The 26,586-nt window shown below is 72.8% G+C and carries 27 protein-coding genes; 9 read left to right on the forward strand and 18 right to left on the reverse strand.

Annotation, left to right across the window (positions count from 1 at the left end; translation table 11 throughout):
• Positions 1–45 precede the first annotated feature (45 nt).
• Positions 46–435 (forward strand): phage holin family protein, encoded by a 390-nt coding sequence (locus tag RH861_RS00095; RefSeq protein WP_248599020.1) that lies wholly within the window; start codon positions 46–48, stop codon positions 433–435.
• A gap of 49 nt (positions 436–484) precedes the next feature.
• Positions 485–1,252 (forward strand): MBL fold metallo-hydrolase, encoded by a 768-nt coding sequence (locus tag RH861_RS00100; RefSeq protein ID WP_310519202.1) that lies wholly within the window; start codon positions 485–487, stop codon positions 1,250–1,252.
• A gap of 75 nt (positions 1,253–1,327) precedes the next feature.
• Here the strand turns inward: RH861_RS00100 and RH861_RS00105 are convergent, their stop codons facing one another.
• The 6 genes from RH861_RS00105 to RH861_RS00130 form a co-directional block, all read right to left on the reverse strand.
• Positions 1,328–2,266 carry a hypothetical protein gene (locus RH861_RS00105; RefSeq protein WP_310519203.1) on the reverse strand — a complete coding sequence of 313 codons (939 nt, stop codon included), beginning with the start codon at positions 2,264–2,266 and terminating at the stop codon, positions 1,328–1,330.
• The gene (locus RH861_RS00110) at positions 2,263–3,027 is read right to left on the reverse strand and encodes a hypothetical protein (protein ID WP_310519204.1); all 765 of its coding nucleotides are present in this window, start codon (positions 3,025–3,027) and stop codon (positions 2,263–2,265) included. Before RH861_RS00110 ends, RH861_RS00105 begins: the two co-directional genes overlap by 4 nt.
• Positions 3,024–3,380: a PadR family transcriptional regulator gene (locus RH861_RS00115; protein ID WP_310519205.1), complete on the reverse strand. Its 357-nt coding sequence runs from the start codon at positions 3,378–3,380 to the stop codon at positions 3,024–3,026. Before RH861_RS00115 ends, RH861_RS00110 begins: the two co-directional genes overlap by 4 nt.
• A gap of 70 nt (positions 3,381–3,450) precedes the next feature.
• Entirely contained in the window at positions 3,451–4,587 is a 1,137-nt protein-coding gene (locus RH861_RS00120) for an ABC transporter ATP-binding protein (RefSeq protein WP_310519206.1), read from the reverse strand.
• Entirely contained in the window at positions 4,584–6,191 is a 1,608-nt protein-coding gene (locus RH861_RS00125) for an ABC transporter permease (protein ID WP_310519207.1), read from the reverse strand. The genes RH861_RS00120 and RH861_RS00125 overlap by 4 nt, the downstream gene beginning before the upstream one ends.
• A gap of 73 nt (positions 6,192–6,264) precedes the next feature.
• Complete coding sequence (locus RH861_RS00130; protein WP_310519208.1) at positions 6,265–7,284, reverse strand: extracellular solute-binding protein; 1,020 nt, start codon at positions 7,282–7,284, stop codon at positions 6,265–6,267.
• 182 nt (positions 7,285–7,466) lie between these two features.
• Between RH861_RS00130 and RH861_RS00135 the strand changes: the two genes are divergently transcribed.
• Together RH861_RS00135 and RH861_RS00140 are read left to right on the forward strand one after the other, a co-directional pair.
• A complete protein-coding gene (locus tag RH861_RS00135; protein WP_310519209.1) occupies positions 7,467–7,820 on the forward strand; it encodes an ArsR/SmtB family transcription factor in 354 nt (117 codons plus the stop codon).
• Positions 7,801–8,265 (forward strand): SRPBCC family protein, encoded by a 465-nt coding sequence (locus RH861_RS00140; protein WP_310519210.1) that lies wholly within the window; start codon positions 7,801–7,803, stop codon positions 8,263–8,265. Before RH861_RS00135 ends, RH861_RS00140 begins: the two co-directional genes overlap by 20 nt.
• Before the next feature lie 59 nt (positions 8,266–8,324).
• On the opposite strand, the gene RH861_RS00145 is transcribed toward RH861_RS00140, so the two are convergent.
• Complete coding sequence (locus RH861_RS00145; protein WP_310520256.1) at positions 8,325–9,680, reverse strand: MFS transporter; 1,356 nt, start codon at positions 9,678–9,680, stop codon at positions 8,325–8,327.
• A gap of 507 nt (positions 9,681–10,187) precedes the next feature.
• Between RH861_RS00145 and RH861_RS00150 the strand changes: the two genes are divergently transcribed.
• Together RH861_RS00150 and RH861_RS00155 are read left to right on the forward strand one after the other, a co-directional pair.
• Positions 10,188–11,273 carry a threonine aldolase family protein gene (locus RH861_RS00150; protein ID WP_310519211.1) on the forward strand — a complete coding sequence of 362 codons (1,086 nt, stop codon included), beginning with the start codon at positions 10,188–10,190 and terminating at the stop codon, positions 11,271–11,273.
• Positions 11,274–11,369: 96 nt separating this feature from the next.
• Positions 11,370–11,960: a nitroreductase family protein gene (locus RH861_RS00155; protein ID WP_248599011.1), complete on the forward strand. Its 591-nt coding sequence runs from the start codon at positions 11,370–11,372 to the stop codon at positions 11,958–11,960.
• 10 nt (positions 11,961–11,970) lie between these two features.
• Here RH861_RS00155 and RH861_RS00160 read toward each other — a convergent pair whose 3' ends face one another.
• Positions 11,971–13,020: a zinc-dependent alcohol dehydrogenase family protein gene (locus RH861_RS00160; RefSeq protein WP_310519212.1), complete on the reverse strand. Its 1,050-nt coding sequence runs from the start codon at positions 13,018–13,020 to the stop codon at positions 11,971–11,973.
• 70 nt (positions 13,021–13,090) lie between these two features.
• Here RH861_RS00160 and RH861_RS00165 point away from each other — a divergent pair, with 70 nt between their 5' ends.
• Positions 13,091–13,450: an Asp23/Gls24 family envelope stress response protein gene (locus RH861_RS00165; RefSeq protein ID WP_310519213.1), complete on the forward strand. Its 360-nt coding sequence runs from the start codon at positions 13,091–13,093 to the stop codon at positions 13,448–13,450.
• Between the two features lie 18 nt (positions 13,451–13,468).
• On the opposite strand, the gene RH861_RS00170 is transcribed toward RH861_RS00165, so the two are convergent.
• Positions 13,469–15,679, reverse strand: coding sequence for an ATP-dependent Clp protease ATP-binding subunit (locus tag RH861_RS00170; RefSeq protein WP_310520257.1), 2,211 nt, complete (start codon positions 15,677–15,679; stop codon positions 13,469–13,471).
• Positions 15,680–15,895: 216 nt separating this feature from the next.
• Positions 15,896–16,231, reverse strand: coding sequence for a hypothetical protein (locus RH861_RS00175; protein ID WP_248599008.1), 336 nt, complete (start codon positions 16,229–16,231; stop codon positions 15,896–15,898).
• Positions 16,232–16,391: 160 nt separating this feature from the next.
• Here RH861_RS00175 and RH861_RS00180 point away from each other — a divergent pair, with 160 nt between their 5' ends.
• Positions 16,392–16,844 (forward strand): nitroreductase family deazaflavin-dependent oxidoreductase, encoded by a 453-nt coding sequence (locus RH861_RS00180; protein WP_310519214.1) that lies wholly within the window; start codon positions 16,392–16,394, stop codon positions 16,842–16,844.
• A 118-nt stretch (positions 16,845–16,962) separates the two neighbouring features.
• On the opposite strand, the gene RH861_RS00185 is transcribed toward RH861_RS00180, so the two are convergent.
• The 4 genes from RH861_RS00185 to RH861_RS00200 all read right to left on the reverse strand — a co-directional run bounded on the left by RH861_RS00185 (position 16,963) and on the right by RH861_RS00200 (position 21,232).
• Positions 16,963–18,135, reverse strand: coding sequence for an FAD-dependent oxidoreductase (locus tag RH861_RS00185; RefSeq protein ID WP_310519215.1), 1,173 nt, complete (start codon positions 18,133–18,135; stop codon positions 16,963–16,965).
• The gene (locus RH861_RS00190; RefSeq protein WP_310519216.1) at positions 18,128–18,889 is read right to left on the reverse strand and encodes a methyltransferase domain-containing protein; all 762 of its coding nucleotides are present in this window, start codon (positions 18,887–18,889) and stop codon (positions 18,128–18,130) included. Before RH861_RS00190 ends, RH861_RS00185 begins: the two co-directional genes overlap by 8 nt.
• Before the next feature lie 3 nt (positions 18,890–18,892).
• Positions 18,893–20,041, reverse strand: coding sequence for a type III polyketide synthase (locus RH861_RS00195; protein WP_310519217.1), 1,149 nt, complete (start codon positions 20,039–20,041; stop codon positions 18,893–18,895).
• Positions 20,042–20,125: 84 nt separating this feature from the next.
• On the reverse strand, positions 20,126–21,232 hold the full coding sequence (locus RH861_RS00200; protein WP_310519218.1) for an AI-2E family transporter: 1,107 nt from the start codon (positions 21,230–21,232) through the stop codon (positions 20,126–20,128).
• A 130-nt stretch (positions 21,233–21,362) separates the two neighbouring features.
• Here RH861_RS00200 and RH861_RS00205 point away from each other — a divergent pair, with 130 nt between their 5' ends.
• On the forward strand, positions 21,363–21,758 hold the full coding sequence (locus RH861_RS00205) for an SHOCT domain-containing protein (RefSeq protein WP_310519219.1): 396 nt from the start codon (positions 21,363–21,365) through the stop codon (positions 21,756–21,758).
• Between the two features lie 99 nt (positions 21,759–21,857).
• Here RH861_RS00205 and RH861_RS00210 read toward each other — a convergent pair whose 3' ends face one another.
• The 4 genes from RH861_RS00210 to RH861_RS00225 all read right to left on the reverse strand — a co-directional run bounded on the left by RH861_RS00210 (position 21,858) and on the right by RH861_RS00225 (position 26,544).
• Positions 21,858–22,988, reverse strand: coding sequence for a DUF998 domain-containing protein (locus tag RH861_RS00210; RefSeq protein WP_310519220.1), 1,131 nt, complete (start codon positions 22,986–22,988; stop codon positions 21,858–21,860).
• Between the two features lie 74 nt (positions 22,989–23,062).
• Positions 23,063–23,560 carry a DUF2017 family protein gene (locus RH861_RS00215; protein WP_310519221.1) on the reverse strand — a complete coding sequence of 166 codons (498 nt, stop codon included), beginning with the start codon at positions 23,558–23,560 and terminating at the stop codon, positions 23,063–23,065.
• Positions 23,557–23,853, reverse strand: a complete 297-nt coding sequence (gene clpS / locus RH861_RS00220; protein WP_067949504.1) for an ATP-dependent Clp protease adapter ClpS — start codon at positions 23,851–23,853, stop codon at positions 23,557–23,559. The genes RH861_RS00215 and clpS overlap by 4 nt, the downstream gene beginning before the upstream one ends.
• A 12-nt stretch (positions 23,854–23,865) precedes the next feature.
• Positions 23,866–26,544: an adenylate/guanylate cyclase domain-containing protein gene (locus RH861_RS00225; RefSeq protein WP_310519222.1), complete on the reverse strand. Its 2,679-nt coding sequence runs from the start codon at positions 26,542–26,544 to the stop codon at positions 23,866–23,868.
• Between the last annotated feature and the right edge of the window lie 42 nt (positions 26,545–26,586).

A 26,586-nucleotide genomic window follows, 5' to 3' on the forward strand; every position in this document is an offset into this window, starting at 1 on the left:
CGTGCGCTCACCTCCCGCGGCGGTCGGCGGCGCTAGCCTGCGAGCATGGTGCGCTTCCTCATCGGGCTCGCGATCTCGCTGATCACGGCCGCGCTCGGCATCCTGCTCGCCGCATGGCTCCTCGAGGACTTCCGGGTCGAGGCCGGCGGCTTCATCGTCGCCGTGGTCGTCTTCACCGTCGCGCAGGCGATCCTCTCCCCCTTCATCTTCAACGTGGCGCGCCAGTACGCCTCCGCGATCCTCGGCGGCATCGGGCTCGTCTCCACGTTCGTCGCGCTGCTCATCGCCTCGCTGTTCCCGGGCGGCATCCGCGTCGACGGCGCGGTCACGTGGGTGCTCGCGACGCTCATCGTCTGGATCGTCACCGCGCTCGGCACCTGGCTGCTCGGCCTCTGGTGGTTGAAGAACCGACGCGGCCAGCGCAGGGACGCCTGAGCCTGTCAAGCCCGTCGGCGCGGTGGCAGGCGGTCCGTACACTCGCCGCATGTCCGCCACCGCCGCACGACCCGACGCCCGGCTCCGAGAGGTCGCCGACGGCGTCTTCCTGATCGAGCGGGCGCACGTCAACTGCTACCTGATCGTCGACGACGACGGTCTCACGCTCGTCGATGCCGGCCTGCCCGGCTCTTGGAGTCCGCTGCTCGCCACGCTGCGCGCGCTCGGGCGACGGCCCGGGCAGATCGCCGGCCTCGTGCTGACGCACGGCCACTTCGACCACGTCGGCGTCGCCCGCCGGTTCGCCGAACGCGGCATCCCGATCTGGGCGCACCCGGGCGACCTGCGGCTGGTGCGGCATCCGTACCGCTACGCGCACGAGGCGGCCCGCATCCGCTACCCGCTGACGCACCCGCGCGCGGTGCCCGTCCTCGGTCGCATGGCGCTCGCCGGCGCCCTCACCGTCCGAGGGGTGGATGCCTCGGGCGAGCTGCTGGACGGCACCCCCGTCGACCTGCCGGGCCGGCCGGTGCCGGTCTGGTCGCCGGGGCACACCGACGGGCACTGCGGATTCCACCTGCCGGACCGCGACGTACTGCTCTCCGGCGACGCGCTCGTGACGCTCGACCCCTACACGGGCGAGACCGGTCCGCGCGCCGTCGCCCGCGCCGCCACGGCCGACAGCACGCAGGCGCTCGAGTCGCTGGCCCGCCTCGAGACGACCGGGGCCGGGACGGTGCTGCCGGGCCACGGCGAACCGTGGACGGACGGGATCGCCCGCGCCGCCGACCTCGCACGAGCGGCCGGCGTCGCCTGACCGGCCGGCGCCTGGCAGCGGTGACGGATGCCGCGGTTCGGGACGCGCGGCATCCGCCACCGGATTCGGGGCGGGTCAGTGCATGTTGTCGTTGCCGGTGATGTGCGTGGCCCAACCGGAACAGCCCGCGTCCTGCCAGCGGTACGCCGCGCCCGGAAGCGGGTTCCCGTCCGAGTGACGCGTCCAGGCCACGCGCTCGGCTTCCGAGAGCGACGCGGGCATCTGGGGATACCCCTGCCCCGCGCCTGGTGGCGGGTACTCGCGGGCTCCCGGCGTCAGCTCGTACGGCATCAGGTACTCGAAGCCGGCGTCCTCCATGCATCGCTCGTGCGCCTGCGCGAAGACGAACCCGAGCTGCCGCGCCGTCGGGGCTTCCGGATCCGGCTCGGGCACGTCCGCGGTCAGCGTGATGCCCGCGGCCGCCGCCTGCTCGTGCTCGTGCTCCACCGCGCCGATGCAGCCGCGTTCCGTCCACGGCGCGGTCCAGTCGTATCCGGATGCGAAGTTCGGGCCGTACAGGGCTTCGGTGAATGCCATCGACTCGTCGTAGCTCAGGCCGCGAGGCTGCGAGACCTGTCCGAGCCACCAGGCCGACGGATGGTAGGTGACGCCGCGCTCGGCCATGCAGCGTGCGAGCGCGTTCTCCCGGATCATGTGCTCTTCCCGCTGCGCGGGCGTGGCGTAGAACGGATCGTTCGGGTCGAGCTCGGGGATGAGCGTCAGCCACTCCAGATGGGCGAGCGGCACTCCCGTGGGATCGATGCCACCGCGAAGGAGCGACGGATCGACCTCCGCCGTGGCGAGTACTTCCGGTTCGGGCGTCGCCGCCGGCTCCCGTGAAGGCAGGACGACGGGCTCCGGTGCCGGGGCGGCGGCGGTCGGCGCCGTCACCGGCGGCCGCGGGACGCCGGGGAGGTCGAGCCCTGCTGCGCCCGCACCGAGCGCAACGACCGAGACCAGGCCGAGCAGAGCGCCCCCGCCGACGAGGGCCGCGGCGATGCGCTGCGGGTTCATCGGGCGGACTCCGCTCGGGCGTTGCGGTCGAGCGGGATCCACCAGAGCGCGGCTCCGATGAACCCGAGGACGCCGGCGATCGTGAGCAGGTCGGCGACGAGCGCCGCCTGCGGCGCCTGTGCGAAGGCGAACGCCCCGAGCGAGACACTCGCGGTCATCAGCGCGACGGTGCCGTGCTGCAGCAGCACGTACGCCGCGGCGGCGAGCCAGAAGCCGCCGAGCCAGCGGCGACCGGGCACGAGCCCCAAGACGGCGCCGACGACGGCGAGCGCGAGTCCCACGGCCCCGGCTGCGATGAGGTCCCACGCGCCGAACCACGCACCCGTGGCGACGAGCGGCGCCACGCGGGCGACGATGAGCACCCCCCACGCGAGCAGCAGTGCGGTGGCCAACTGGCCGACGGCCGGCACCAGTCGGGGGAACGTGCCGCGCGGCGCGGTCAGCGCGACGCCGCGCATCCGGGCCGCACGCCAGGCGAGGTCGGCCGGGATGCCGCGCACCCACCTCCGAACGATCGATCGCGACGCCGACGCCCCGGCCCATTCCCGCTCGTCGTGCAGGTCGGAGACGAGTTCGTCGATCCGTTCGGTGGCGACCTCGGCAGGCAGGTCGCGCGTGTACCAGCGTGCCCACCCGAGCACCAGTGCGTCGAGGCGATCGGCGCCGGTGCGGTGCTCGACGGTCGACGGCTCGAGCAGGGCGAGGGCGACCTCGTCGGACGAGCCGCTCATCGAGTCCCCGCCCATCGAGTCCGCGCTCATGCGAAAGCCGCCTTGGGCGCGGTGGCCGTCTCGGCTCGGCGGGCGGCGAGCTCGGTGCGCAGCGCGACCTCGCCCACCCCGGTGACCCGGTAGAGGCGGCGGCGCGGGCGGCCCTCCGCCTCAGCGGCGGCCGAGTCCTCCCACCGGGACTCGAGCATGCCGGCGTCGGCCATCCGGGCGAGCGCCTTGTAGAGCGTGCCGTGCGCGGTCAGCGCGGCCGCGTCGGCTCGTTCGGCGATGCGCTTCGCGAGCGCGAAGCCGTAGAACTCGTCTCCTTCCGCCTGCAGTTCGATGCCCGTCTCGAGGATGTCGACCTCGAGCGGGACGAGTCGTCCTTCACGTCGTCGCGCCATGGGGAAAGAATAGGAAGATATCTTCCCATTGCGCAAGGGGGCGGCAGCGACGCACGGCCGGCGCCTCGCGTCAGGCGGTCTCGGGCCGGTACGCGAGCACCGCGCCGGCGACCGCGAGACGCACCTCGGTGCCGCGCGGCACCAGGCCCGACGCGGTCACCCGCGCACGCAGCCGCATGCCGTCGGCCAGCGACACCGCGAGCATCGCGTCATGCCCGGTGTACTCCACGTCGGTCACGGTGCCGTCGAGGGCAGCGGATGCCGCGGCGCCGGCCGCGCCGCCGGGTGCGGGTTCGGCGGGCGCACCCGGGCCGGCGGGCGTGACCCGCAGCTCCTCCGGCCGGATGAGCACCGTGACGTCGTCGCCGTCGGACGGCGCGAGCCCCGCGGCATCCGTCACCGGGACCGCGCGGAGCCGGCCGATCGACGTCGCGACCTCGTCGCCGTGGAGCACGCCCGGAAGGAACACCGCATCGCCCACGAATCCGGCCACCCACGGGGTCGCGGGCACCTGGTACACCTCTTCGGGCGTGCCGAGCTGCAGCACCTCGCCGCCGCGCAGCACCGCGACGTGGTCGGCGATCGACAGGGCCTCGGCCTGGTCGTGCGTCACGAGGATGCCGGTGACGCCCTCGGTGCGCAGCAGCTCGCGCACCGACGCGCGGAGATCGGCGCGGAGCATCGGGTCGAGCGCCCCGAACGGCTCGTCGAGCAGCACGAGCTCGGGCCCGGCGGCGAGCGCGCGCGCGAGCGCAACGCGCTGGGCCTGCCCGCCGGAGAGCTGGCCGGGCGCCCGGTCGGCGAGCTGGCCGAGGTCGACCAGGTCGAGCAGGCGGCGCACCTCGTCGGACCGCGCCGCGCGCCGTGCCGCGCGCGACGAGCCGCGGCCGGCGAGCATGCCGAACGCGACGTTCTCGGCGACGGTGAGGTGCGGGAACAGCGCCGCATCCTGCGGCACCCAGCCGATGCGCCGCTTCTCCGGGGCCAGGTGGATGCCGTGGGTGGTCACCATGCGCTGGCCGATGCGGATCTCGCCCGATCGCGCGCGGAGCAGGCCCGCGATCGTGCGCAGCAGCGTCGTCTTGCCGCATCCGCTCGGCCCGACGATGGCGAGCAGCTCGCCGTGCGGCACCTCGACGTCGACCGAATGCAGCACCGGGCCGCCCTCGTAGCCGACCGTCAGGCCGCGGACCTCGAGCCGACTCATGCGATGACCTCCCGGTTCGCCTCGCGCCCCGCCTGCGTGTCGGGCACGATCGCCTCACGCGTCGCCTCGCGTCCGGCGCGGGCATCGGAGAGCAGGAACGCGGGCACGGCGGCGACGAGCAGCAGGGCGACCGCGTACGGAGCGGCTGCGCCGTAGGCGGAGACATCAGTTCGCTGCCACAGCTCGACGGCGAGCGTGTCGGTGCCGGTGGGGCGCAGCATCAGGGTGGCGGGCAGTTCCTTCATCGCGCTGACGGCGGCGAGCATCGCGGCGGCGAAGATGCCGGGCCGCGCCAGGCGGGCCGTGACCGTCATCCACGTGCGGGCGCGGGAGTTGCCGAGGGTGCGCGAGACGTCCTCGAGCGAGGTCGGCACCTGCCCGGTCGCGGCCCGGATCGAGCCGATCGCCTTCGGCATGAACAGCACGCCGTAGCCGAAGGCGAGCACGAGGGCCGTCTGGTACAGCGCGGGCACGACGCTGAGCGAGAAGAAGACGAGCGAGAGGCCCACGACGATGCCGGGCAGCCCGAGCGCGAGGTACCCGGTGGACTCGACGGCGCGGACCATCCGGCCCCGGTGCCGGGCGGCGAGCACGCCGATGGGCAGCGCCAGCGCGACGGCGACGACGGCGCCGCCCGCCGAGAGCAGCACCGTGTTGCCGATCGCGCTCGCGAGGTTCGCGGGATCGAACGCGCGCAGCGTCTCGGCGGTCAGCACCCGGGAGACGAGCACCGCGACGGGGACCACGACCGCGATCACGGGCACGAGCACGAGGAGCGCCATGGCCGGCACGGCCCACCGGCCGAGCGGGGTCATGCGCCGACGGCCCGCGCTCGGCGCGGCCTGGATGCGGCGTGCGGCACGACCGCGCGCGAACTGCTCCCCCACGACGATGAGCAGCGCGAGCGAGACGAGCAGCACCGCGAGCACCGCGGCCTCGTCGCGGCTGAAGCTCGCGGAGTACGCCTGCTGGATCGCGGTGGTCAGCACCGGGAAGCGGAACAGCGCCACGCCGCCGAAATCGCTCAACGTGTACAGCGCGACGAGCAGGCCGCCCGCGAGCACCGCCGGGCGGATCTGCGGCCACGTGCCGAGCATGAACGAGCCCAGCGGGCCGCGCCCGAGCGTGCGGGCGACATCGTCGAGTCCGGTGCCGCCGATGCGCAGCGCCGCCGCGACCGGCAGGGTGACGTACGGCACCGAGACGAAGCTCAGCACCAGCCACGCCGCCCAGAAGCCCTTCATCGACGGCTGCCACGCGAGCCACCCGTACGCGGCGAGGTACGAGGGCATCGCGAGCGGCAGCGCGGCGAGCACCGCCCAGAACCCGCGCCACCGCAGCCGGGTGCGCGCGAGCAGGAACGCGCTTGGCACGCCCAGGGCGATCGCGGTCGCCGTGACGGATGCCGCGAGCATCACCGAGTTGCCCACGAGCATCGGGATGCGGGGCCGCTCGAACACCGCTGCGAGCTCGGCCGGGTCGGCCGAGGCGACGCGCACGACGAGGTGCACGACCGGGATCGCGGCCAGCGCGACCGCGACCAGGGATGCCGCGATGAGCCCCCACGGACGGCGGGGGCTCGAGGTCGCGACCTGGGCAGTCATGTCGTGGTCAAGCGTAGGCGGGCGAAGACGGATGCCTGCTGGGAGCGGGTCGCCGCGGCATCCGTTCGCCCGACTAGATGAGGCCGTTGTCGGCCAGGAGGCGCTGGGACTCGCCGACGGACTCGAGGTCGGACAGGTCGAGGCCCGGGTTCACGAGCGACTCGAGCGCGGGCAGGCCCTCGGGGGCGTCGATGCCGGGAAGCAGCGGGTACTCGAAGGTCTCCTCGACGAAGTAGCGCTGGGCCTCCTCGGACACCAGGAACTCGACGAACGCGCGCGCCTCGGGGTCGTCGGCGGCGTTCTTCAGGATCGCCGCGCCGGTGACGTTGACGATGCCGCCCGGGTCGCCGGGGAGGAACTTCAGCTGCGCGCGCATGTTGTCCGCGCCGACCTCGGCGGCCTGGCGGAACCAGTAGTAGTGGTTGATGAGCCCGAGCTGCACCTGGCCGTTGTTGACGAGGTCGAGCGTGGCGAGGTTGTTCTCGGTGAGTTCGGGGTCGTTCGCGGCCATGCCGGCCACCCACTCGGCCGCGGCGTCCTCGCCCTCGAGCACGCGGAGCGCGGTGACGAACGCCTGGAAGCTCGCGTTGCCGGGCGCGAAGGCGACCTCGCCCTTCCACTCCTCGCCGGTGAGCGCGTCGACGGTGTCGGGCACGTCGGCCTCGGCGAGCTGCTCGCCGTCGTAGGCGATGACGCGCGCGCGACCGGTGACGCCGATCCACGAGTCGTCCTGCGAGGTGAAGCCGTCGGGGATGAGGTCGGCGAGCTCGGCGGGGATCGTGGCCTCGAGGCCCGCGTCGGCCAGCGCGCCGAGGGCCCCGGCGTCCTGCGAGAGGAACACCTGCGCCGGCGTGCGGTCGCCCTCCTCGAGGAGGAGCGCTGCGAGCTCGGGGGTGGCGGCATAGCGCGCCTCGACGTCGATGCCCGTCTCCTCCTCGAACCGCTCGATCAGCGGGCCGACGAGCGCCTCGTCGCGACCGATGTAGACCGTGAGGGTGCCCTCCTCGGCGGCGGGGTCGGTCGCGCAGCCGGTCAGGGCGAGGGCGGCGGCGAGTCCGGTCGTGGCGAGGGCGATTCCGCGGTGGGCGCGCATGGGCGTGCTGACTCCATCGGTCGGTGGGAGGTGAGGACCCGTTGAGATGCGGGGTGTTACTTAGCTTAGCCTCACCTGCATTGGGCCGCGTCATCGGGCGACGTCCGGAGATCCGTCCGGCTCTTGACGCGCCGAGTCGGCGGGCGTACGGTAAGCAGATCATTAATTAAGGAGTTGCTTACGTGAAGGCGGCGGACGATGACCTCAGCCGGGTGTTCCACGCTCTCGCCGACCCGACGCGGCGCGCGATCCTGTCGCGCCTCCACGCCGGACCGGCGACCGTGGGCGCCCTCGCCGAGCCGTTCGCGATGAGCCGACCCGCGATCTCGCAGCACCTCAACGTGCTCGAGCGCGCCGGGCTCATCGAACGCACCGCCACCGCGCAGTGGCGCACCTGCTCGCTGCGCACCGAACCGCTCGACGACGCCTCGGCCTGGGTCGAACGGCACCGCGGCGAGTGGAACGAACGGTTCGACCTGCTCGACGAGCAGCTCCGCCGGATGAAGGGGGACCACCATGACCGAACGAGCGGATGACGCGCAGTTCACGATCACTCGCATCTTCGACGCGCCCCGCGACCTCGTGTGGCGTGCCTGGACCGAATCGGCGGATGCCGCGGAGTGGTGGCATCCGCGCGGGATCGAGATCAAGGAGGGCAGCGTCGCGGTCGACGCCCGGCCCGGCGGTCGGTACGCCTTCACGATGGTGAATCCGGCCGACGGCTCCCAGTACCCGACGGCGGGGGTCTACCGCGAGGTCATGCCGCCTCGGCGGCTCGTGTTCACGTGGGCCTCGCCGGGCGACCCGGATGACACGGCGCCGGTGATCACCGTCGACCTCCGCGAGCTCGACGGCGACCGCACCGAGATGCTGTTCCACCTGCGCGGATTCGCCGGGGCGCCCGGCGACGGCGACGTGTACGACGGCTGGGACTCGGCGTTCGACCTGCTGGGCGAGCAGGTGACGGCCCGGGCTCGCTGACCGCCGCCGCCGGTCGGCGCGGTGTCGGCAGCCGGATCCAGTCGGCTCCGGCCGGATCCTCAGCGGCGCGGGTCGGCGGCGAGCCGATCGGCGTCGGTCGGCTCCTCGGCCGGCACCGACACGGCCGCGCTCGTGAAGCGCTCGGAGAGCAGCCGGTACGACTTCGTCGCGAACGCCGCGAGGGCGAGGGCGACCATGATCAGCCCGGCGAAGAGGAAGACGAGGGCGATGCCGCGGGCGTCGCCCTCGCCGAGCGCCCAGCCCCACGCCTCTCGACCGGCATCGGATTCCATGAACGGGATGATCCAGAACTCAGCGATCGGGGCGATGAGGAACGCGGTGATCGGCGCGGCGGCGGACTCGACCGCCGCAGCGAAGCCGAACACGCGCCCCTGGCGGCGGAACGGCACGACCTTCTGGATGACCGTCTGCTCGGCGGCCTCGACCGCGGGCACGAGCGCCATGTAGAGGAAGATCCCGACCGCGTAGAGCCACCACCACTCGCGGATGGTGAACGCCGCCCCGAGGACGCCCATGCCGACCACGACGAGCAGCATCGTGCGGATCGGGTTGCGCCCGAGGCCGAACTTCGCGATGACGACGCCGCCGATGATGAAGCCCGTCGACGCGACGCCGAGGACGACGCCCCACACCTCGACAGCGAAGAGGGTGAGACCGTACGGGTCCATGAGCGCGAGGTACACGCCGCCGATGAGGTTGTTGAAGGTCGCGAACAGGATGAGCGCGAACAGTCCGGGGACGCCGCGGATCGCGGTGACGCTGCCGCGGATGTCGATCGCCGGCGGGTGGTCGCCGTCGGGTTCGGGCCGCTCCTCGGGGATGCGCAGGAACAGCAGGTGGACGAGCGCGACGAGCGTCAGCCCGATCGCGATCGCCAGGGTCCAGCCCATGCCGAGCAGGCCGATCGCGAGCCCGCTGAAGACGCTCGTGACGATGAAGGCGAGGCCCTGCACGGTGCCGACCATGCCGTTGGCGTTGGCATGGCGCTCGACGGGCACGAGGAGCGTCACGGTCGTGGACAGGGCGATGTTGCGCATGTGCTCGATGACCGAGCCGAACAGGATGATGGCCGCGAACACCCAGAACCACGGGCCGCCGAGGTCGACGAGCGCCGACTCGGGCTGCAGCAGGTAGAGGAGTCCGGCGGCGATGAACGAGGCGAGCGTGACGACGCTCGAGAAGACCATCACCTGCAGCTTGCGGTGCCGGTCGACGATGGTGCCGAACAGCATCGCGAAGAAGGCGATGAGGAGCATGTAGGCCCCGCCGATGATGCCGGTCGCGAGCACCGAGCGGGTCTCGAGATAGACCCAGAAGGTCAGCGCGAACCACAGGAAGCTCGTGGTGATGTTCGCGATCATCGTGTTCACGAGCACCTGCAGGAAGAGGCGCATGCCGTTCGCCGGCGGCTCGACGCCCGTCGACGAGGGCGCCGGACCGGGGTCCGTGATTCCGTCGGCCATGGTCGCGAGCGTAGGTCGAACCACCGACATCCGGTAGCCCCACTCCCCCGAACGACGGATGACGCGTCGCCGGGACCTCGACGCCGCTCGCGGTCCCTCGCGCCGCGACCGTCGCCGGGACTACCGGAACTCGCTGCTGCGCATGGGCATCCGGGTCGAGCTCGGGGAGGCGCTCGCGCGGCAGCGCGGCGTCAGCGGACGACGGCGGCCGACGAGACGGCCGCCGGCCGCTCCGCGTCGTCGCCGCCCTGAGTGCATGCGGCGAGCACGAGCACGCTTCCGACGCATACGAGGAAACCTGCGAGGTAGGGCACCACAGTCCGATCGATCACCGTGACACGTTCCCCTGTCGGGGGCACCCGAGTCAACCCGTTGCGTCATCCGTTCGCTGCGCGTTCACCGCGCGACCGGCGCGGTCGCATCTGGGAGAATCATCCGGTGACCCACGAGTTCCAGCCCCTGCACGACCCTGCCTTCCGCGGATTCGCCTCCGACAACTACTCCGGCGTGCATCCCGAGGTCCTCGCCGCGATCGCCGCCGCGAACGGCGGGCACCAGGTCGCCTACGGCGACGACGAGTACACGGCGCACCTGCACGAGGTCTTCGCGCGGCACTTCGGCGACCCCGTCGAGGTCTACCCGGTGTTCAACGGCACGGGCGCGAACGTCACGGCGCTCCAGTCGATGCTCCCCCGCTGGGGCGCGGTCATCGCCGCATCGACGGCGCACATCAACGTCGACGAGGGCGGCGCTCCCGAGCGCGTCGGCGGCATCAAGCTGCTGACGGTGCCGACGGATGACGGCAAGCTCACGCCCGAGCTCGTCGACCGCGAGGCGTGGGGCTGGGGCGACGAGCACCGCGCCCAGCCGCTCGTGGTGTCGATCACGCAGACCACCGAGCTCGGCACCGCCTACTCGGTGGAGGAGGTCCGGGCCCTCGCCGACCACGCGCACGAGCGCGGCATGAAGCTGCACATGGACGGTGCGCGCATCTCCAACGCCGCGGCCTCGCTCGGCGTGCCGCTCCGCGACTTCACCCGCGACGCCGGCGTCGACGTGCTGAGCTTCGGCGGCACCAAGAACGGGGCGCTGCTCGGCGAGGCCATCGTGGTGCTGAACCCCGAGGCATCCGAGGGCCTGAAGTACCTGCGGAAGCTCAACATGCAGCTGTCGTCGAAGATGCGGTTCGTGTCGGCTCAGCTCATCGCGCTGCTCGACGGCGACCTCTACCTGCGCAACGCCGCCCACGCGAACGCGATGGCCCGTCGCCTGCGCGACGCGCTCGACGCCGGCATCGCCGCGGGCGAGCTGCCCGGCCTGTCGTTCACGCAGGAGACGCAGTCGAACGGCGTCTTCGCCGTGCTGCCCGCCGGCGTCGCCGACCGCCTCCGCGACCGCGGCTTCAAGTTCTACGACTGGGACGCCGCGCGCGGCGAGGTCCGCTGGATGTGCGGGTTCGACACCACCGAGGACGACATCGACGCGTTCGTCGCGGGCATCCGGGAGGAGCTCGCCCGCGCGTGACGGGCGGCGCTCGGGAATAGCCCGGCGGTCCATGCGTTGTCATGGATCAGGCCGATGGCGTCCCGTCCGAATCCGCACGTTCCGAAAGGCGACGCCATGACCCTCACCGCGACCGGCCCCCGTCACGCCGACACCGACGCCCCCCTCATCGCCCCGCTCATCGAGCGCTGGAGCCCCCGGGCGTACGACCCCACGGCCGAGCTCACGGACGCCGACGTGCGCACCCTCCTCGAGGCCGCACGCTGGGCGCCGTCGGCGATGAACCTCCAGCCGTGGCGCTTCATCGTCGCCCGGCGCGGCAGCGAGAGCTTCACGCTCATCCACGACGCGCTCATGGGCTTCAACCAGGCTTGGGCCGACTCGGCCGCCGCGCTCATCGTCAACATCGCCGAGCTCACCGACGAGGACGGCAAGCCCCGCCCGTGGGCGAAGTACGACCTCGGACAGGCCGTGGCGCACCTGACCGTGCAGGCCCAGCACGACGGGCTTCACACCCACCAGATGGGCGGGTTCGACGGGGCGCGCCTGGCCGAGGCGTTCGACCTGCGCGAGGGCCTCGAGATCGTGTCGATCACCGCGGTCGGCAAGGTCGGCGACGCCTCGAGCCTGCCCGAGCCGCTCCGCGAGCGCGAGGTCGCCCCGCGCAGCCGCAAGCCGCTCGACGAGCTGGTCATCACCGCGGCCTGAGCGGCGCGACCTACGGCCGGAGCAGCACCTTGACGGCCCGGCGCTCGTCCATCGCGGCGTAGGCCTCGGCGGCCTCCGTCAGCGGCAGCTCGAGGTCGAAGACGAGCCCGGGCCGGATGGCGCCGGAGCGCACGTCGCGCAGCAGCTCGCCGATGTACCCGCGCACCGGGGCGACGCCGCCGTTCACGCCCACGTTGCGGTTGAACATCTGCCGGATCGGCAGCTCGGGGCCGCCGTTCGGCACCCCGACGTAGCCGACCATCCCGCCGGGTCGCGCCGAACGCAGCGCCTGGTCCATCGACTCCTTCGTGCCGACGCACTCGAGCACGCGGTCGGCGCCGATGCCGCCCGTGAGCTCCTGCACCGCCGCGACGCCCTCGTCGCCGCGTTCCTCGACGACGTGCGTGGCACCGAACTCCCGGGCCAGGGCCTGCCGGTCGGCGTGGCGCGACATCGCGATGATCGTCGTCGCACCGAGGCGCTTCGCGGCGATGATCGCGCACAGGCCGACCGCGCCGTCGCCCACGACCGCGACGGAGTCGCCCGGGCCGACGCCCGCCGAGACCGCCGCGTGGTGGCCGGTGCCCATGACATCCGACAGCGTGAGGAGGCCGGGGACCTCGTCGTCGGCGACCGGACCGGGCACGACGAACAGGGTGCCGTCGGCGAGCGGCACGCGCACACGCTCGCCCTGGCCGCCGTCGGCGACGCCGCCGACCCGGTCGTCACCGCCCCACCAGCTGCCCTGCAGGCACGAGGTGCTCACGCCGTTGCGGCAGTTCGCGCACGTGCCGTCGCAGACGTAGAACGGCGCGATCACGAAGTCGCCCGGCTGCACCTGACGCACGTCGGCGCCCACCGACTCGACGACGCCGACGAACTCGTGGCCGATGCGGTGCGGTTCGCGCGTGGGCGTCACGCCCCGGTACGGCCACAGGTCGGAACCGCACACGCACGCGGCGACGACCCGCACGACGGCATCGCCGCCGGTCGACAGCTGGGGGTCGGGCACGTCTTCGACGCGGATGTCACGGGCGGCGTGGATGACGGTGGCGAGCATGCGTGCGAGCCTACGCGCGGCATCCGTCAACCCCCTGCAAGCCGGCTTCGGGGGCACGTAGCGTCGCCGCATGACCGACGACACCCGACGAGACGACGACGACCGACGTGACGACATCCGCGACCGCGACCTCGTGGAGGGCCTCGAGCCGGGGGTTCGCGACACCGGGGCCGGGGTCGGGGAGTACGGCCCGGGCGGACGCACCAAGACGCCCGTTCACCTCGTCGTCGGTGCGATCCTGGTCGTGATCGGACTGATCGGCATCGCCCTGTACGCGTTCATGCCGCGGAGCACCCCCGTGGAGGGTGACGCGCAGGCGGACTACGTGCTGCAGGCGACCATCATCATCGGCGCCGCCGCGTTCTTCGGCGTCGGCCTGCTGCTCATCGCGCGCGGGCTGGTGCTGCGGCGCCGCGGCCGACGCACCTGACGCCGGCCGCGCGCCCGGTCATTCCTCGACGATCTCGGCATCGATCACGTCGTGGTCGCCGCCCTGCGGGGCGTCGCCCGGTTCGGGCGCACGGACGACCGTGAGGTGCTCGCCGCTCTCGTCGAGTTCGACCACGACCGTGTCGCCGTCGCGGATCTCGCCGGCCAGCAGGGCACGGGCGAGGCGGTCGGCCACCTCGGTCTGGATGAGTCGGCGCAGCGGTCGCGCACCGTACAGCGGGTCGTACCCGCGCTCGGACAGCCAGGTCCGCGCGTCGGGCGTGACGCCGACCTCGAGCCGACGCTCGTGCAGCCGCGCGGTGAGGCGATCGATCTGGAGGTTCACGATCTCGCCGAGCTCCTCCTCGGTGAGCGTCGAGAACACGACCAGGTCGTCGAGGCGGTTCACGAACTCGGGCTTGAACGCCTGGCGCACCGCCGCCATGACCGCGGCCTCCTTCTCCTCCCACGAGAGCGTGGGATCGATGAGGAACTGCGAACCGAGGTTCGAGGTGAGCACGAGGATGACGTTGCGGAAGTCGACCGTGCGGCCCTGGCCGTCGGTCAGCCGCCCGTCGTCGAGCACCTGCAGCAGCACGTCGAACACCTCCGGGTGCGCCTTCTCCACCTCGTCGAGCAGGATCACCGAGTACGGGCGGCGACGCACCGCCTCGGTGAGCTGGCCGCCCTGCTCGTAGCCGATGTAGCCGGGAGGGGCGCCGACGAGCCGGGACACCGAGTGCTTCTCGCCGTACTCCGACATGTCGATGCGCACCATCGCGTGCGCGTCGTCGAACAGCACCTCGGCGAGCGCCTTCGCGAGCTCGGTCTTGCCGACGCCGGTCGGGCCGAGGAACAGGAACGAGCCGGTCGGCCGGTCGGGGTCGGAGACGCCGGCACGCGCGCGGCGCACCGCGTCGGCGACCGCGCCGACCGCCCGCTTCTGGCCGATCACGCGACGCCCGAGCTCCTGCTCGAGGTGCAGCAGCTTCTCGGTCTCGCCCTGCATGAGCCGGCCGACGGGGATGCCGGTCCACTGGGCGATGACGGCGGCGATGTCCTCCTCGGTCACCTGCTCGTTCACCATGCGCGGCTCGTCGGGCGCCTGCTCGGCGCGCTCGGCCTCCTCGAGGTCGCGCTGCAGCCGGGCGATGGTCTCGTACTCGAGTCGCGACGCGGTGGCGTAGTCGGCCTCTCGCATGGCGCGGTCGCGCTGCGTGATGGCCTCGTCGAGCTCCTTCTTCAGTTCGCCGACGCGGTTGAGCGACATCCGCTCGCGCGCCCACCGCTCCTCGAGCTGCGCGAGCTCCCGCTCGAGGCCGACCAGCGTCTCCCGCAGGGTGGCGAGGCGCTCCTTCGACGCGTCGTCCTTCTCCTTCTTGAGGGCGAGCTCCTCGAGCTTCATGCGGTCGACCTGGCGCTTCAGCTGGTCGATCTCGACCGGGCTCGAGTCGATCTCCATCTTGAGGCGGCTCATGGCCTCGTCGATGAGGTCGATGGCCTTGTCGGGCAGCTGACGCGCCGAGATGTAGCGGTTCGACATGGATGCCGCGGCCACGAGCGCGGCATCCGTGATCGTCACCCCGTGGTGGGCCTCGTACCGGCCCTTGAGCCCACGGAGGATCGCGACCGTGTCTTCGACGCTCGGCTCGCCGACGAACACCTGCTGGAAGCGGCGCTCGAGCGCGGCATCCTTCTCGATGTACTCGCGGTACTCGTCGAGCGTGGTCGCGCCGATGAGCCGCAGCTCGCCGCGGGCGAGCATGGGCTTCAGCATGTTGGATGCCGCGACGGAGCCCTCGCCGCCGCCCGCGCCCATGAGCAGGTGCAGCTCGTCGACGAACGTGATGATGCGGCCCTCGGCCTCGTTGATCTCCTTCAGCACGGCCTTGAGGCGCTCCTCGAACTGGCCGCGGTACATAGCGCCGGCGACCAGCGCGGAGATGTCGAGCGCGACGAGCTGCTTGTCCTTCAGCGAGTCGGCGACGTCGCCGGCCACGATGCGCTGCGCGAGCCCCTCGACGACGGCGGTCTTGCCCACGCCCGGCTCGCCGATGAGCACGGGGTTGTTCTTGGTGCGCCGGGTCAGCACCTGGCTGACGCGGCGGATCTCGGCGTCACGGCCGATCACCGGGTCGAGCTTGCCCTGGCGTGCGATCTCGGTGAGGTTGACGCCGTACTGTTCGAGCGCCGACTTCTGCTCCTCCTGCGAGCTCGGCGCGCCCTGCATGTTGGCCACGGAGTTCCCTTCGACAAACTTGAGTGTACTACGCTCAACTCTCCCGGCGCGAGCGCTATTCCATCGAGTGTCCAGCGGATGTCGCCCCCGGGACCCGGAAGCGGCATCCATCGGACACTCGCTCGACGCGGGGCGGGCCGGCGGCGGGCCCGGCGGCGGGGCCGACGGCGGGGCGCGCGGCCCGGCGGCGCGGCGTGCCGCCCCGGCTCAGTCGGACTCGCCGGGCGCGAGCCCGGCCTCCTCCTCGGTGACGCTCGCCTCCTCGGCGCGGGCCCGGTCGGCCGCGACCTCACCGGCGCCCGCACGCGGGTCGTCCGCGGCATCCGACGCCTCGGCCGGGCCACCGCCGACGAGGCCCGAGTGGTCCTCGTCGCGCCCGTCGTACTGCGCGTCGTCGTCCCGCGCGGCATCCTGGTGCTCGCCCGGGACGCGCCGCCCGTCGGCACCCCCGGAGATGCCGTCGCCGAACGCGGCCTGCTGCCCCGCGCTCATCGCCGCGGCATCCGCTCGCCCTCGGTCTTCGCCCTCGCCGTGCATGTCCATAGTCGTCCTCCCCCTCGGTCGTGCCGCCAGCGTAGGCGCGCCCAGCGGGCGGCGCACCGGGGTTGCGCGAGCGCTCCCACCCCTTCGTGAGAGGTCGGAATGCCCGCGGCACGGACCGCGTTGGGGCAGACGACGCAGGAAACCGAACGAGGAGGAACGGATGCCGCTGCAGGGCGAGTACGCACCGAGCACGTCGAAGTGGGCGCGCGACCAGGCCGAGACCTACGAGGCCAGCGGGGGTCGCGAGGGGACCGAGTTGCGCGGGCGTCCCGTGATCGTGCTGACCACCGTCGGCGCGAAGAGCGGCAAGCTGCGCAAGACCGCCCTCATGCGCGTCGAGCACGACGGCGAGTACGCGGTGGTCGCCTCGCAGGGCGGCGACCCGGAGCACCCGGCCTGGTACTTCAACATGAAGCGGCAGCCGCACGTCGAGCTGCAGGACGGCCCCGTGAAGCGCGACTACCTCGCGCGCGAGGTCACCGGCGGCGAGAAGGCGGCCTGGTGGAAGCGCGCCACCGACGTGTGGCCCGACTACGACAAGTACCAGGCCAAGACCGACCGCGAGATCCCGCTCTTCGTCCTGACGCCGTTCGACCCGGAGGTCGACGCGTAGGAACCAGGTTCCCGCGCCGGAACCCGGGAACGGCGTGGTTCCGGCGCCGGAAGGTGGTTCCGCGTCGCGGGGGCGCGGGCGCGGGCGCGGGCGAGGGCGCGGGCGAGGGCGAGGGCGCTCAGAGCCAGCGCATCGTGAACGCGCGGGCGAGCACCGAGCGCGCGGGCGGCAGCCCGAGCAGCCGCACCGACGCGTTCCGCACCCGCAGCCGCAGGCCCGTGACGGGCGCGCCCATGCGCATGTTGAAGGCGGCCTGCCGCATCGCGCGCGTCGCCGCGGCCCGACGCACGCGCTCGTAGCCGGCGAACGCGTCCAGCGGCGCGCCCGCGGCGAGCGCCGCGTCGAGTTCGTGGTCGAGGTGCTGCGCGGCCATCCACCCGAGGTTCATGCCCTGTCCGCCGATGGGGCTGACCTCGTGGGCGGCGTCGCCGACGAGGGCCACGCGCCCGGCGGCGATCGGCGTGGCGAGGTGCTGCCGCGCGTCGAACGCGGTCGGCTCGCCGGCGGCATCCGTGTCGAACCCCTGCCCGGTGCGCGCCTCGACGATGGCGGCGACGGCGGCGGCGTCGAGTACCGACGGCCGGCGTCGCACGCGCGCGACGTAGCGCCGCACGCCGCCCGGCATCGGGAACGACTCGACCACGCCGGTCGGCTCGAAGTGCAGCAGCGCGGTCTCGCGGGCGCCGGTGTCGTCGCGGGTGTCGCACATGACGTAGGTCGCGCCGCGGCCGCGCGGCCGCCAACGCGCGTCGATGAGCGAGCGGATGCCGCTGCGCACCCCGTCGGCGCCGACGACGTAGCGCGCCGGCACCGCGACCTCATCATCGCCCGCCGCACCCGTGACGACCACGTGCGTGCCGCGGTCGCGGAGCCCCGTGACCTCCACGCCCCGGCGCAGCCGCACGTTCGGCAGCTCGCCGAGGCGTTCCTCGAGCAGGGCCTCGACCTCGCGCTGCGGCAGCGACCGCACCAGCCCCGAGCGGGGGAACCGCATCGCGCCGAGCGTGCGTCCCTCGCACGTCACCCGGCCCTCGCGGATCACCACGGCCCGGTCCCGCACGGCCTCGCCGATGCCGGCGTGGTCGAGCACCTTGAGGCCGGGCGGGTGCACGCCGATCGCACGCGACGGCGAGCCGGGCGGCGGCGGGTCGGTGCGGCGTTCGAGCACGACGACGTCGCGCCCGCGCCGGCCGAGGAGGCACGCGAGCAGCAGCCCCACGGCGCCGCCGCCGACGATGGCGACGTCGTGGATGCGGGTCTCGGAGCGGTCGGCCCCGACGGGGTCAGTCATCGGCGATCTCGCTGCCCCAGACCAGTTCGAGGCGGGCCGGGAACGCGCGCTTCACGCGCCACCCGCGCGGGAGGGCGCGCGCGAGTTCCGGCGCGCTGTAGCTGCGCCGCACCGAGGTGAGTCCGTCGGCGCGGATGAACGATCCGCGGAAGAGCGTCGCGGCGAACGGCAGCGTCGCCGCCCAGAACGCCAGGTATGCGCCCCGGCTGCGCTCGATGTCGCCGTGCACCGCGATGCCGCCGCGCGCGACGAGCCGCTCGGTGTCGGCCAGCAGCGCGCCGAGCTCGGCGGGCGTGAGGTGGTGCAGCACGTGGTTCGACCAGACGACGTCGAAGGTCTCGCCCTCGGCGACGAGGTCGGCGGTGGTCGCCGTGCGCACCTGCAGGCGCGGCTCGGCGTGGCGCGACGCGTACCGCACGGCGCGCTCGTCGGGGTCGATCGCGAGCACCTCCAGCCGCAGCCCGTCGCGTTCGGCGTGCCGGAGGATCTGCAGCGGCAGGTCGCCGCCGCCCGCGCCCACGTCGAGCAGCCGCGAGGTCCGCGTCGGCGAGAGGTGCGGGCGCACCCACTCCTCGTACACCGCGGCGGGCCGCGACACGATGCGGTTCACGATCCCGAAGCGGCGGTACGTGCGGTCGAGCGCCTCGGGGTCCGCGGCGGGGTCGTCCATCAGCTCGATCGCGTGGTCGTCGCGGCGGACGAGGCTCGCGAGGGCGCGCAGCAGCCCCGGTTCGCGGGCGGCGGGACGCGGCATCCGTCAGCCCTTCACGGTCAGGAGCGCGGACTCGACGGTGAGACCCGGCCCGAACGCCATCGCGGCGACCCGGTCGCCGTCGGCCGACGTCGCGCGGTCGAGGATGTCGCGGAGCACGAACAGCACGGTCACGCTCGACATGTTCCCGTAGTCCCGCAGGGTGGACCGCGCGGGCACGAGCTGCTCCTCGGCGAGCCCGAGCCGCGACTCGACCTTGTCGAGGATGCTGCGCCCGCCCGGGTGGATCGCCCAGTGGGCGACGTGCTCGCCCGCGGCATCCGTCGCCAGCGCCTCGGCCAGGTCGTCGTCGGGGGCGAACAGCGGCTCGAGCGCGCCGGTGATGTGGTCGTCGATGATCGACGGCACCGCGTTCGAGAGCACCATCTCGAAGCCGTGGTCGCCGATCTTCCATGCCATGTCGCCCTCGCCCACGGGCGTGATGCGCGTCTCGAAGCGGTCGAGCGAGAACCCCCGCTCGCCCGGCTCGAGCGGTCGGGCGGTGACGATTCCGGCGCCCGCGCCGTCGGCGAACAGCGACGACGCCACGATGGTGTCGGGGTCGTTCGACGAGCGCAGGTGCAGCGTGCACAGCTCGACGCTCACGACGAGCACGACCGCGTCGGGGTCGGCCTCGCAGTACTGCTTCGCCGTGCGCAGCGCCGGCATCGACGCGTAGCAGCCCATGAAGCCCAGGTGGTACCGCTGCACGGCCGGGCCGAGGCCGAGCTCGCGCACCAGCATGTAGTCCGGTCCCGGTGCGTAGAAGCCGGTGCACGAGACGGTGACGACGTGCGTTATATCGGATGCCTCGATGCCGGGCGTCGCCGCGATCGCGTCGCGGGCGGCCTCGACGTACAGCTTCGTCGCCTCGATCGCGTAGATGTCGTTGCGGGCCTTCGTCCCGGGCATGAGCAGGTCGCCGGTCTCGCGGTCGAAGAACACCGGGTCGCCGTCGACGTCGTCGAAGGTGAGCTCGTCGAGCACCGTGTAGCGGCGCTCGATGCCCGACACGTCGAACGAGGTGGTGATGATGCGCTGCGCGAGGCGGTTGAGCCCGGGCTGGGCGGCGAAGACGTCGCGGACGGCGGCCTGCGGCAGCTCGGTCCGCGGCACCACGGTCGAGAGTCCCCGGAGGGTCACCCCGGGGCTCATGCCGTCGTCCTCGGGTCGGTTCCTCGCTGCGGCATGGGTGCCCCCTCTCCCGCTTGCAGACTAACGAGCGGGCCGCGCACCGGTCTAGGGATCGCGGCCGGGAGTGTGCTGGGACCGCGCGCCGGCGATCCGACCGCCGTCGTCGGCGACCCGGGCATCGCCCGAGAGCCACCGCAGCCAGCGGGCACCCGGGTCGCGGTCGAGCAGCACGTCGCGGAACAGCAGCGTCAGCGGGATCGACAGGATGGCGCCCAGCGGACCGATCACGAACGTCCAGAACACCACCGAGAAGAAGCTCAGCGTGAGCGACAGGTCGACCGTGTCGCTCACGAACTTCGGCTGCACGAGCACCTGCAGCACCACGTTCACGACCGAGTAGATGGCGATGACGGCGAGCATGAGCGGCAGCCCGCCGACCACGAACGCGAGGACGGCCGGCGGCACCAGTCCGAGCACGAACCCGATGTTCGGGATGAAGTTGGTGACGAACGCCAGGATCGCCCACACGACCGGTGCCGGCACCCCGAGCGCCCACAGCGCGAGCCCGTCGATGATCGCGACGATCGCGCCGAAGCTCGCGTTGACGACGTAGTACCGGCGCACCGACGAGTTGTAGGCGCGCATGCGCTCGACGGTCGGGCGGATGCCTGGCCCGAACGCCCGCTCGGCGCGCGTGTACCGCGCGGCGTCCGCGGCCATGAAGATGACGTAGGCGAGCACGAAGAAGGCGGCGGTGGCGAAGCCGAGCAGCCACGCGCTCACGCCCGACGCGAGGTCGACCAGCACCGACGGGTCGAGGGCGGATGCCGCGGCATCCGCTGCCTGCTCGCCCAGGCCGATCGACGACAGCCATCCGGCGAAGGATGCCGCGGCGGCCTCGAGCTCGTCGAGCACGTCGGTCACGAGCACGCCGAACTCGAACCCGGCGAACACGAGCAGCGCCGCGAGGAACGCAAGGATCAGGTACGCGACCCCGACCACCACGGTCGTCGCCACCCAGTGGTGCCAGCCGCGGCGCTCGAGCGGATGCCGGATCGGGTGCACGATGATCACGAGCACCGCGGCGAGCGCGAGCGGCGCGACGATCTCGCGGGCGAACCAGAGCGCGGCGAGTACGGCCACGACCGCGACCACCGTGATCAGGCTGCGCGAGCCCGGCGACGGCTCCGCGCGGGCGCCCTCCGCGTCCACGGGACCACCCTAGGTTCGACGCGCCGTCGCCGGGTGCCGAAAGTCCCGGTGGGTCGCGGGCTCATGAGTAGTGTGACGCTCGAGGGAGCAGGTCTTCAGTCCCTCACGACCGAGAGAAAGGCGTACCCCCGTGGACTTCTGGGACAACTTCTGGAACTTCGTGTGGATCTTCTTCTGGAGCTTCGCATTCATCGCGTACCTCTTCGCCCTGTTCGCGATCATCGGCGACCTGTTCCGCGACCACGAGCTCAACGGCTGGGTCAAGGCGATCTGGATCGTCTTCCTGGTGTTCCTGCCGTTCCTCACGGCACTCGTCTACCTCATCGCCCGCGGTGACGGCATGGCCCGGCGCTCGGCGAAGCAGGCGTCGGAGATGCAGGCGGCGACCGACCAGTACATCCGGCAGACGGCGGGCGCCCACAGCCCGGCCGATGAGATCGCCAAGGCCAAGGCGCTCCTCGACGCCGGCACGATCACGCCGCAGGAGTACGAGTCGCTCAAGGCGAAGGCCCTCGCCCACTCCTGACCGACCATCCGGTGGTCGAGTAGGGCGCGAAGCGCCCGTACCGAGACCCGTTCGCCCGGCCCCGGTACGCGACTCCGTCGCTACTCGGCCACCGGCATGTCAGGCGGTGACCGCGACCACCCGGCGCGGACCGGCCGGGCCCGTGTTGCGCAGGAACAGGATGATCCAGCTGAAGATGAGCACGCCCGCCACCAGCTCGACGGCGGTCAGGTTGTAGTAGCCGACCGCGAAGAAGATGCCGAGCAGCACGATCACGGCGACGTACACCCAGCCGAGCACCACGAAGACGCGCGGCATCGACGGCAGGAACCGCGGCAGGCCGATGACCATCACCGCGTAGACCACGGCCATGCCGGTGGCGACGGTGTTGTGGATGAGGAAGAACCGGTCGACGGGGAACACGCCCACGAGCGCCAGCAGGATGCCGATCAGCACGAGCCCCCAGCGCACCACGTCGCGCCCGCGGCGCTCGCGGTCGGTGCCCGCGGGCAGCCCGGCCGTGGCGTAGCGCGCGACGATCGTCACGATAGCCCCGGCGATGATGAGCGTGAGGTTGAAGGCGAACGCCGACAGGTCGTCGGTCATGCCGAGCGCGCTGAGGTTCTCCTGCCACCACAGCGGGTCGCTCGCGCTCAGCATGGCGGTGATCACGCCGACCACGAGGAACACCGCCAGGACGATCGACAGCAGCATGGGCGTCATCCGCACCGACGACAGGAAGCACACGTAGGCGGTCACGGCGAGCGCGACGCCGAACAGCAGGGCACCCGGGATCGTGAACACCACGGCGCCGCGGAAGCTCTGCTCGAGCACATCGGCGAGGCCCGTCCACCCCAGCAGCGCGATCACCGCGTGGGCGAGCGAGAGGGCGACCACGTCGAACCAGTGCAGCCGCGGCCCGGGGTGGTCGGGTGCGCCGGGTGAGCCGGCCGGAGCCCTGGTGCCACCGGGATCGGCATCGACCGCGGATGCCGCGCCGAAGCGCCGTCGCAGCACGAGTCGCCCCGCGACGAAGGCGAGGGCCGCCGCCACCGCCGCGCCGAGCGCGACCGCCATGCCGAGCGAGCCCCGACCCGCGATCGGCAGCGAGTCGCCCCAGAACAGCAGCAGCCCGAGCGGCGCGGCGACGACGAACACCGCCGCGCCGACGATCAGCGCCGACGACTCGATCGACTCGGTCGTGCGGGTCGGCTCGCGCAGGATGCCGATGATGGACGCCGGCTGGGACATGCTCGCCTCCGCTCAGCGGCCGCGGCCCGCCGTCCCCCGGCGCGTACCCGCGGCTCGCGGAACCAGCCTGCCAGCTACCGGCCGATGGGGTCGAGCACTTCGAGCATCGATCCCTGCACCACGCCGGCCCACTCGTACGCGGCGCGCAGGTAGTCGTCGCGCTCCTCGTCGGCGACCTCGGCCTCCTCGGGGTCGGTCGCTCCGACCCGCTCGGCGAGGATCAGCCGCAGGTCCGTGAGGAACGTCAGCCATCCCCACGCCTGCGCCTGGTCGAGCTCGATCTCGACCACGCCCTCGCCGCGGCGCACGGCCGTGGCATCCCGCACCGCCTGCGCCGCCTGGCGCTTGCCGTCGACGAGGCTGTCACGGGTGTAGCGCTCGAAGTCGCGCGCGGCGGCCTCGTCGTCGCGGTACGCCGAGGGGAACAGGCGGTCGAGCGCCGGGTCGTCGTCGCCGCCGAGGAGCAGCACGGAGTCGACCTGGTCGGCGAGCTCGGACAGGAGCATCGCCTCCTCGGTCTCGAGGACGATGCGGACGCCGTCGGCGCCGCCCTCGCGCCCGGCCACGATCACGGCTCGGCCCTCGACACCGTCGCCTGGAGCCCGTAGCCGTGCATGGCGTGCACGTGGCGCTCCATCGCCTCGCGGTTGCCCGTGGCGACGACCGCCCGCCCCTCGTGGTGCACCTGCAGCATGAGCCGCTCGGCCTCCTCGCGGGGGTAGCCGAAGTAGCTGCGGAACACGTAGGTGACGTAGGTCATGAGGTTGACCGGGTCGTCCCACACGATCGTCTGCCACGGCACGTCGGGACGCACGACCTCATCGGTGACGAGGTCGGCGTCGAGCTGCTCGATCGTGGACGACACCCTTCCAGACTGTCACGGACCCGGGGCCGATCGCACGTCCCCCGTCGGGCCCAGCGCCGACGCGACGGCCTCCTCGAGGCTCATCTCCATGCCCTCCCGGTACAGCGGCGCGAGGTCCGGGCGCGTGGGGTCGAGCTCGTCGATCGAGAGCCCGCGGATGCGGGTCACCTCGTGGTCGACGATCTTCGCTCCCGAGGAATTCCGCAGGCCCCGCACGGCGCCCGCGAGCCGTGCGGCGCGCTCCTCGTCGCTCGCGGCCTGCGCGAGCGCGGCGGCCAACGAGAGGAACAGCACGACCGCGGAGACGTCGCGGTGCGGTGCGAAGAGCGCCAAACCCTGCTCGAGGTAGTCCCAGGCCGTCTCGAGGTCGTCGCGGCGCGCGCTGTGGATGGCGACCTCGAACATGCCCCAGCCCATGCCGAACTCGTTGCCCGCGCGCCGGTAGTGCTCGATGCTCTCGTGGAACAGCTGGATCGCCCGAGGCACGTCATCATCGAGGTCGGAGAACGCCAGGCCCCGTCCCCAGGTGATGTTGCCGAGCCCGTTCTCGTCGCCGAGCCGGCGGTAGATCGCCTCCCCCTCGTCGTACAGGCCGAACACTTCACTGCGGACCTCATCGGTCACGCCCCCGGTCACGGCCGCCACGCCCTGCCCGATCGCCGCGTTGTAGATCGCGTTGGCGAGGTCGGCCTGATCGCCGAGCCGGCGCTGGATCGCGAGCGCCTCCCGGTACGGCGGGACGCACCGCTCGATCTCGCCCTGCCACCAGTACACGCCGCCGAGGGCCTCGAGCGCGCGCGCCCGGTTCCGCGGTTCCCCGCCCTGGAGCGAGACGACCGTCTCGAGCCGGCTCCGGCCCTCGTAGAGGTGGCCGCGCGACTGCCAGAACCGCCATGAGGCCGCCGCGAGGCGGAGGGCGAGGTCGGTCTCGCCGTGGACGGCCGCCCAGTCGAGTGCGGTGCGCACGTTGTCGTGGTCGGCGTCGAACCGATCGAGCCACTCCGACCGGTCCTCCCCCAGGACGTGCGCCGCGACCTCCTCCGCCCAGTCGACGTAGGCCTGGAGGTGCCGGCGGTGGATGGCCCCGCCCGCCCCGCCCGCCTCGAGCTTCAGCAGGGCGACCTCGCGGATGACGTGCAGCGTCCGGAAGCGGGCGCGACCGCCGGGCGCAGCGACCTGTCGCAGCAGTCCCTGGTCGACGAGCTCGGCGAGGCCGGTCAGCAGGTCGACGTCGACGTCGTCGCACACCCGCTCGATCTGCTCGAGGTCGGCGCCGCCCGCGAAGACGCCGAGCCTCGCGAAGAGCTCCTGCACCGGCGGATCGAGCAGGTCGTGGCTCCAGGCGATCGCGCCCTCGATCGTGCGCTGGCGTTCCGGCAGGTCGATCGTGCCGGTACCCGGCCGCGCCGGGTCGAGACGGGCGAGGATCTCGGGCACCGGCAGGAGGCGGACCCTCGATGCGACGAGCTCGATCGCGAGCGGGAGGCCGTCGAGGCCGCGGACGAGGTCGGTCACGGCGGCGACGTTCTCCGGCGTCACCGCGAAGTCCGGCCGCACGGCCATCGCGCGGTCGAGGAACAGCGCCACCGCGTCGGATTCGGCGGCGCCCATCGGGTCGTGCCGGTCGGGCAGCTCCATGGGCTCGAGGGGCATCTCCTGCTCGGCGGCGATCCGCAGCGGACCGCGCGACGTGACGAGGAAACGCGACTTGGGCGACACCGTCACGAGGTCGGCCACGACGGATGCCGCGGCGATGACCTGCTCGAAGTTGTCGAGGATCAGCAGCACCTCCCGGTCGGCGAGCCGGTCGAGGAGCGCGTCTCTGGGCAGCCGGTTCCCGGGCGCGGAGTCCTCGCCGAGCGCGCGCAGCACCTGCGAGGGCACCACGTCGGGGTCGTCGACCGGCGCGAGGTCGACGAAGTACACGCCGTCGCGGAAGCGCGCGCCGATCTCGGCGCCGACCTGGAGGGCGAGGCGGGTCTTCCCCGTGCCGCCCGTCCCGGTGATCGTGACGACGCGCGAGGAGTCGAGCAGCTCGCGCACGCGGGCGCTCTCCCGGCGGCGGCCGACGAAGTGGGTCACCTGCACGGGCAGGTTGTTCGGCACGCTCTCGAGCGACCGCAGCGCCGGGAAGTCGTGGTCGAGTCCGTCGACGTCGATCTGGAAGATGCGCTCGGCCCGGGAGAGGCCCCGGAGCTGGTGCCGGCCGAGGTCGCGCATCGACACGCCGTCCGGCAGGTCGTGGTCGACGAGGGCGGCCGTCGGGGCCGACATCACGACCTGGCCGCCGTGCGCCGCGGCGCTGATGCGGGCGGCGCGGTGGACGTCGATGCCGACGTAGTCGTCGCCGCCGAGGAGGCCGAGCCCGGTGTGCAGGCCCATCCGCACCCTCGGCTCGAGTCCCGCGGGCCAGTCGTGCGCCGTGATGGCGCGCTGGGCGTCGGCGGCGGCGGACACGGCGTCGGCGGCCGACGCGAACGCTGCGAAGAACCCGTCGCCCTCGGTCTTCACGACGACGCCGTCGTGCCGCGTGATGGCGTCGCGGACCAGCCGGTCGTGGTCGGCGAGCAGCGCCGGCCACCGATCGGCTGCCGCTTCCAGGAGACGGGTCGATCCCTCGACATCCGTGAACAGGAAGGTGACCGTCCCCGTCGGGAGACGACGACGGCTTCGCGACGCCGTGGTTGTCACCCTTCGAGAGTGGCACGACCGGCGCTCGACCGCACCCCCCGT

It is taken from the genome of Agromyces indicus (genome assembly GCF_031432295.1).
Lineage (GTDB): Bacteria > Actinomycetota > Actinomycetes > Actinomycetales > Microbacteriaceae > Agromyces > Agromyces indicus.

Coding starts and splice junctions, on each gene's coding strand:
- RH861_RS00125 (WP_310519207.1), bottom strand. CDS start 6,191: ATGACTGCCCAGGTCGCGACCTCGAGCCCCCGCCGTCCGTGGGGGCTC.
- RH861_RS00210 (WP_310519220.1), bottom strand. CDS start 22,988: ATGTCCCAGCCGGCGTCCATCATCGGCATCCTGCGCGAGCCGACCCGC.
- RH861_RS00155 (WP_248599011.1), top strand. CDS start 11,370: ATGACCCTCACCGCGACCGGCCCCCGTCACGCCGACACCGACGCCCCC.
- RH861_RS00180 (WP_310519214.1), top strand. CDS start 16,392: ATGCCGCTGCAGGGCGAGTACGCACCGAGCACGTCGAAGTGGGCGCGC.
- RH861_RS00130 (WP_310519208.1), bottom strand. CDS start 7,284: ATGCGCGCCCACCGCGGAATCGCCCTCGCCACGACCGGACTCGCCGCC.
- RH861_RS00095 (WP_248599020.1), top strand. CDS start 46: ATGGTGCGCTTCCTCATCGGGCTCGCGATCTCGCTGATCACGGCCGCG.
- RH861_RS00105 (WP_310519203.1), bottom strand. CDS start 2,266: ATGAACCCGCAGCGCATCGCCGCGGCCCTCGTCGGCGGGGGCGCTCTG.
- RH861_RS00100 (WP_310519202.1), top strand. CDS start 485: ATGTCCGCCACCGCCGCACGACCCGACGCCCGGCTCCGAGAGGTCGCC.
- RH861_RS00185 (WP_310519215.1), bottom strand. CDS start 18,135: ATGACTGACCCCGTCGGGGCCGACCGCTCCGAGACCCGCATCCACGAC.
- RH861_RS00160 (WP_310519212.1), bottom strand. CDS start 13,020: ATGCTCGCCACCGTCATCCACGCCGCCCGTGACATCCGCGTCGAAGAC.
- RH861_RS00120 (WP_310519206.1), bottom strand. CDS start 4,587: ATGAGTCGGCTCGAGGTCCGCGGCCTGACGGTCGGCTACGAGGGCGGC.
- RH861_RS00190 (WP_310519216.1), bottom strand. CDS start 18,889: ATGCCGCGTCCCGCCGCCCGCGAACCGGGGCTGCTGCGCGCCCTCGCG.
- RH861_RS00195 (WP_310519217.1), bottom strand. CDS start 20,041: ATGAGCCCCGGGGTGACCCTCCGGGGACTCTCGACCGTGGTGCCGCGG.
- RH861_RS00115 (WP_310519205.1), bottom strand. CDS start 3,380: ATGGCGCGACGACGTGAAGGACGACTCGTCCCGCTCGAGGTCGACATC.
- RH861_RS00165 (WP_310519213.1), top strand. CDS start 13,091: ATGACCGACGACACCCGACGAGACGACGACGACCGACGTGACGACATC.
- RH861_RS00110 (WP_310519204.1), bottom strand. CDS start 3,027: ATGAGCGCGGACTCGATGGGCGGGGACTCGATGAGCGGCTCGTCCGAC.
- RH861_RS00175 (WP_248599008.1), bottom strand. CDS start 16,231: ATGGACATGCACGGCGAGGGCGAAGACCGAGGGCGAGCGGATGCCGCG.
- RH861_RS00170 (WP_310520257.1), bottom strand. CDS start 15,679: ATGCAGGGCGCGCCGAGCTCGCAGGAGGAGCAGAAGTCGGCGCTCGAA.
- RH861_RS00140 (WP_310519210.1), top strand. CDS start 7,801: ATGACCGAACGAGCGGATGACGCGCAGTTCACGATCACTCGCATCTTC.
- RH861_RS00145 (WP_310520256.1), bottom strand. CDS start 9,680: ATGCGCCTCTTCCTGCAGGTGCTCGTGAACACGATGATCGCGAACATC.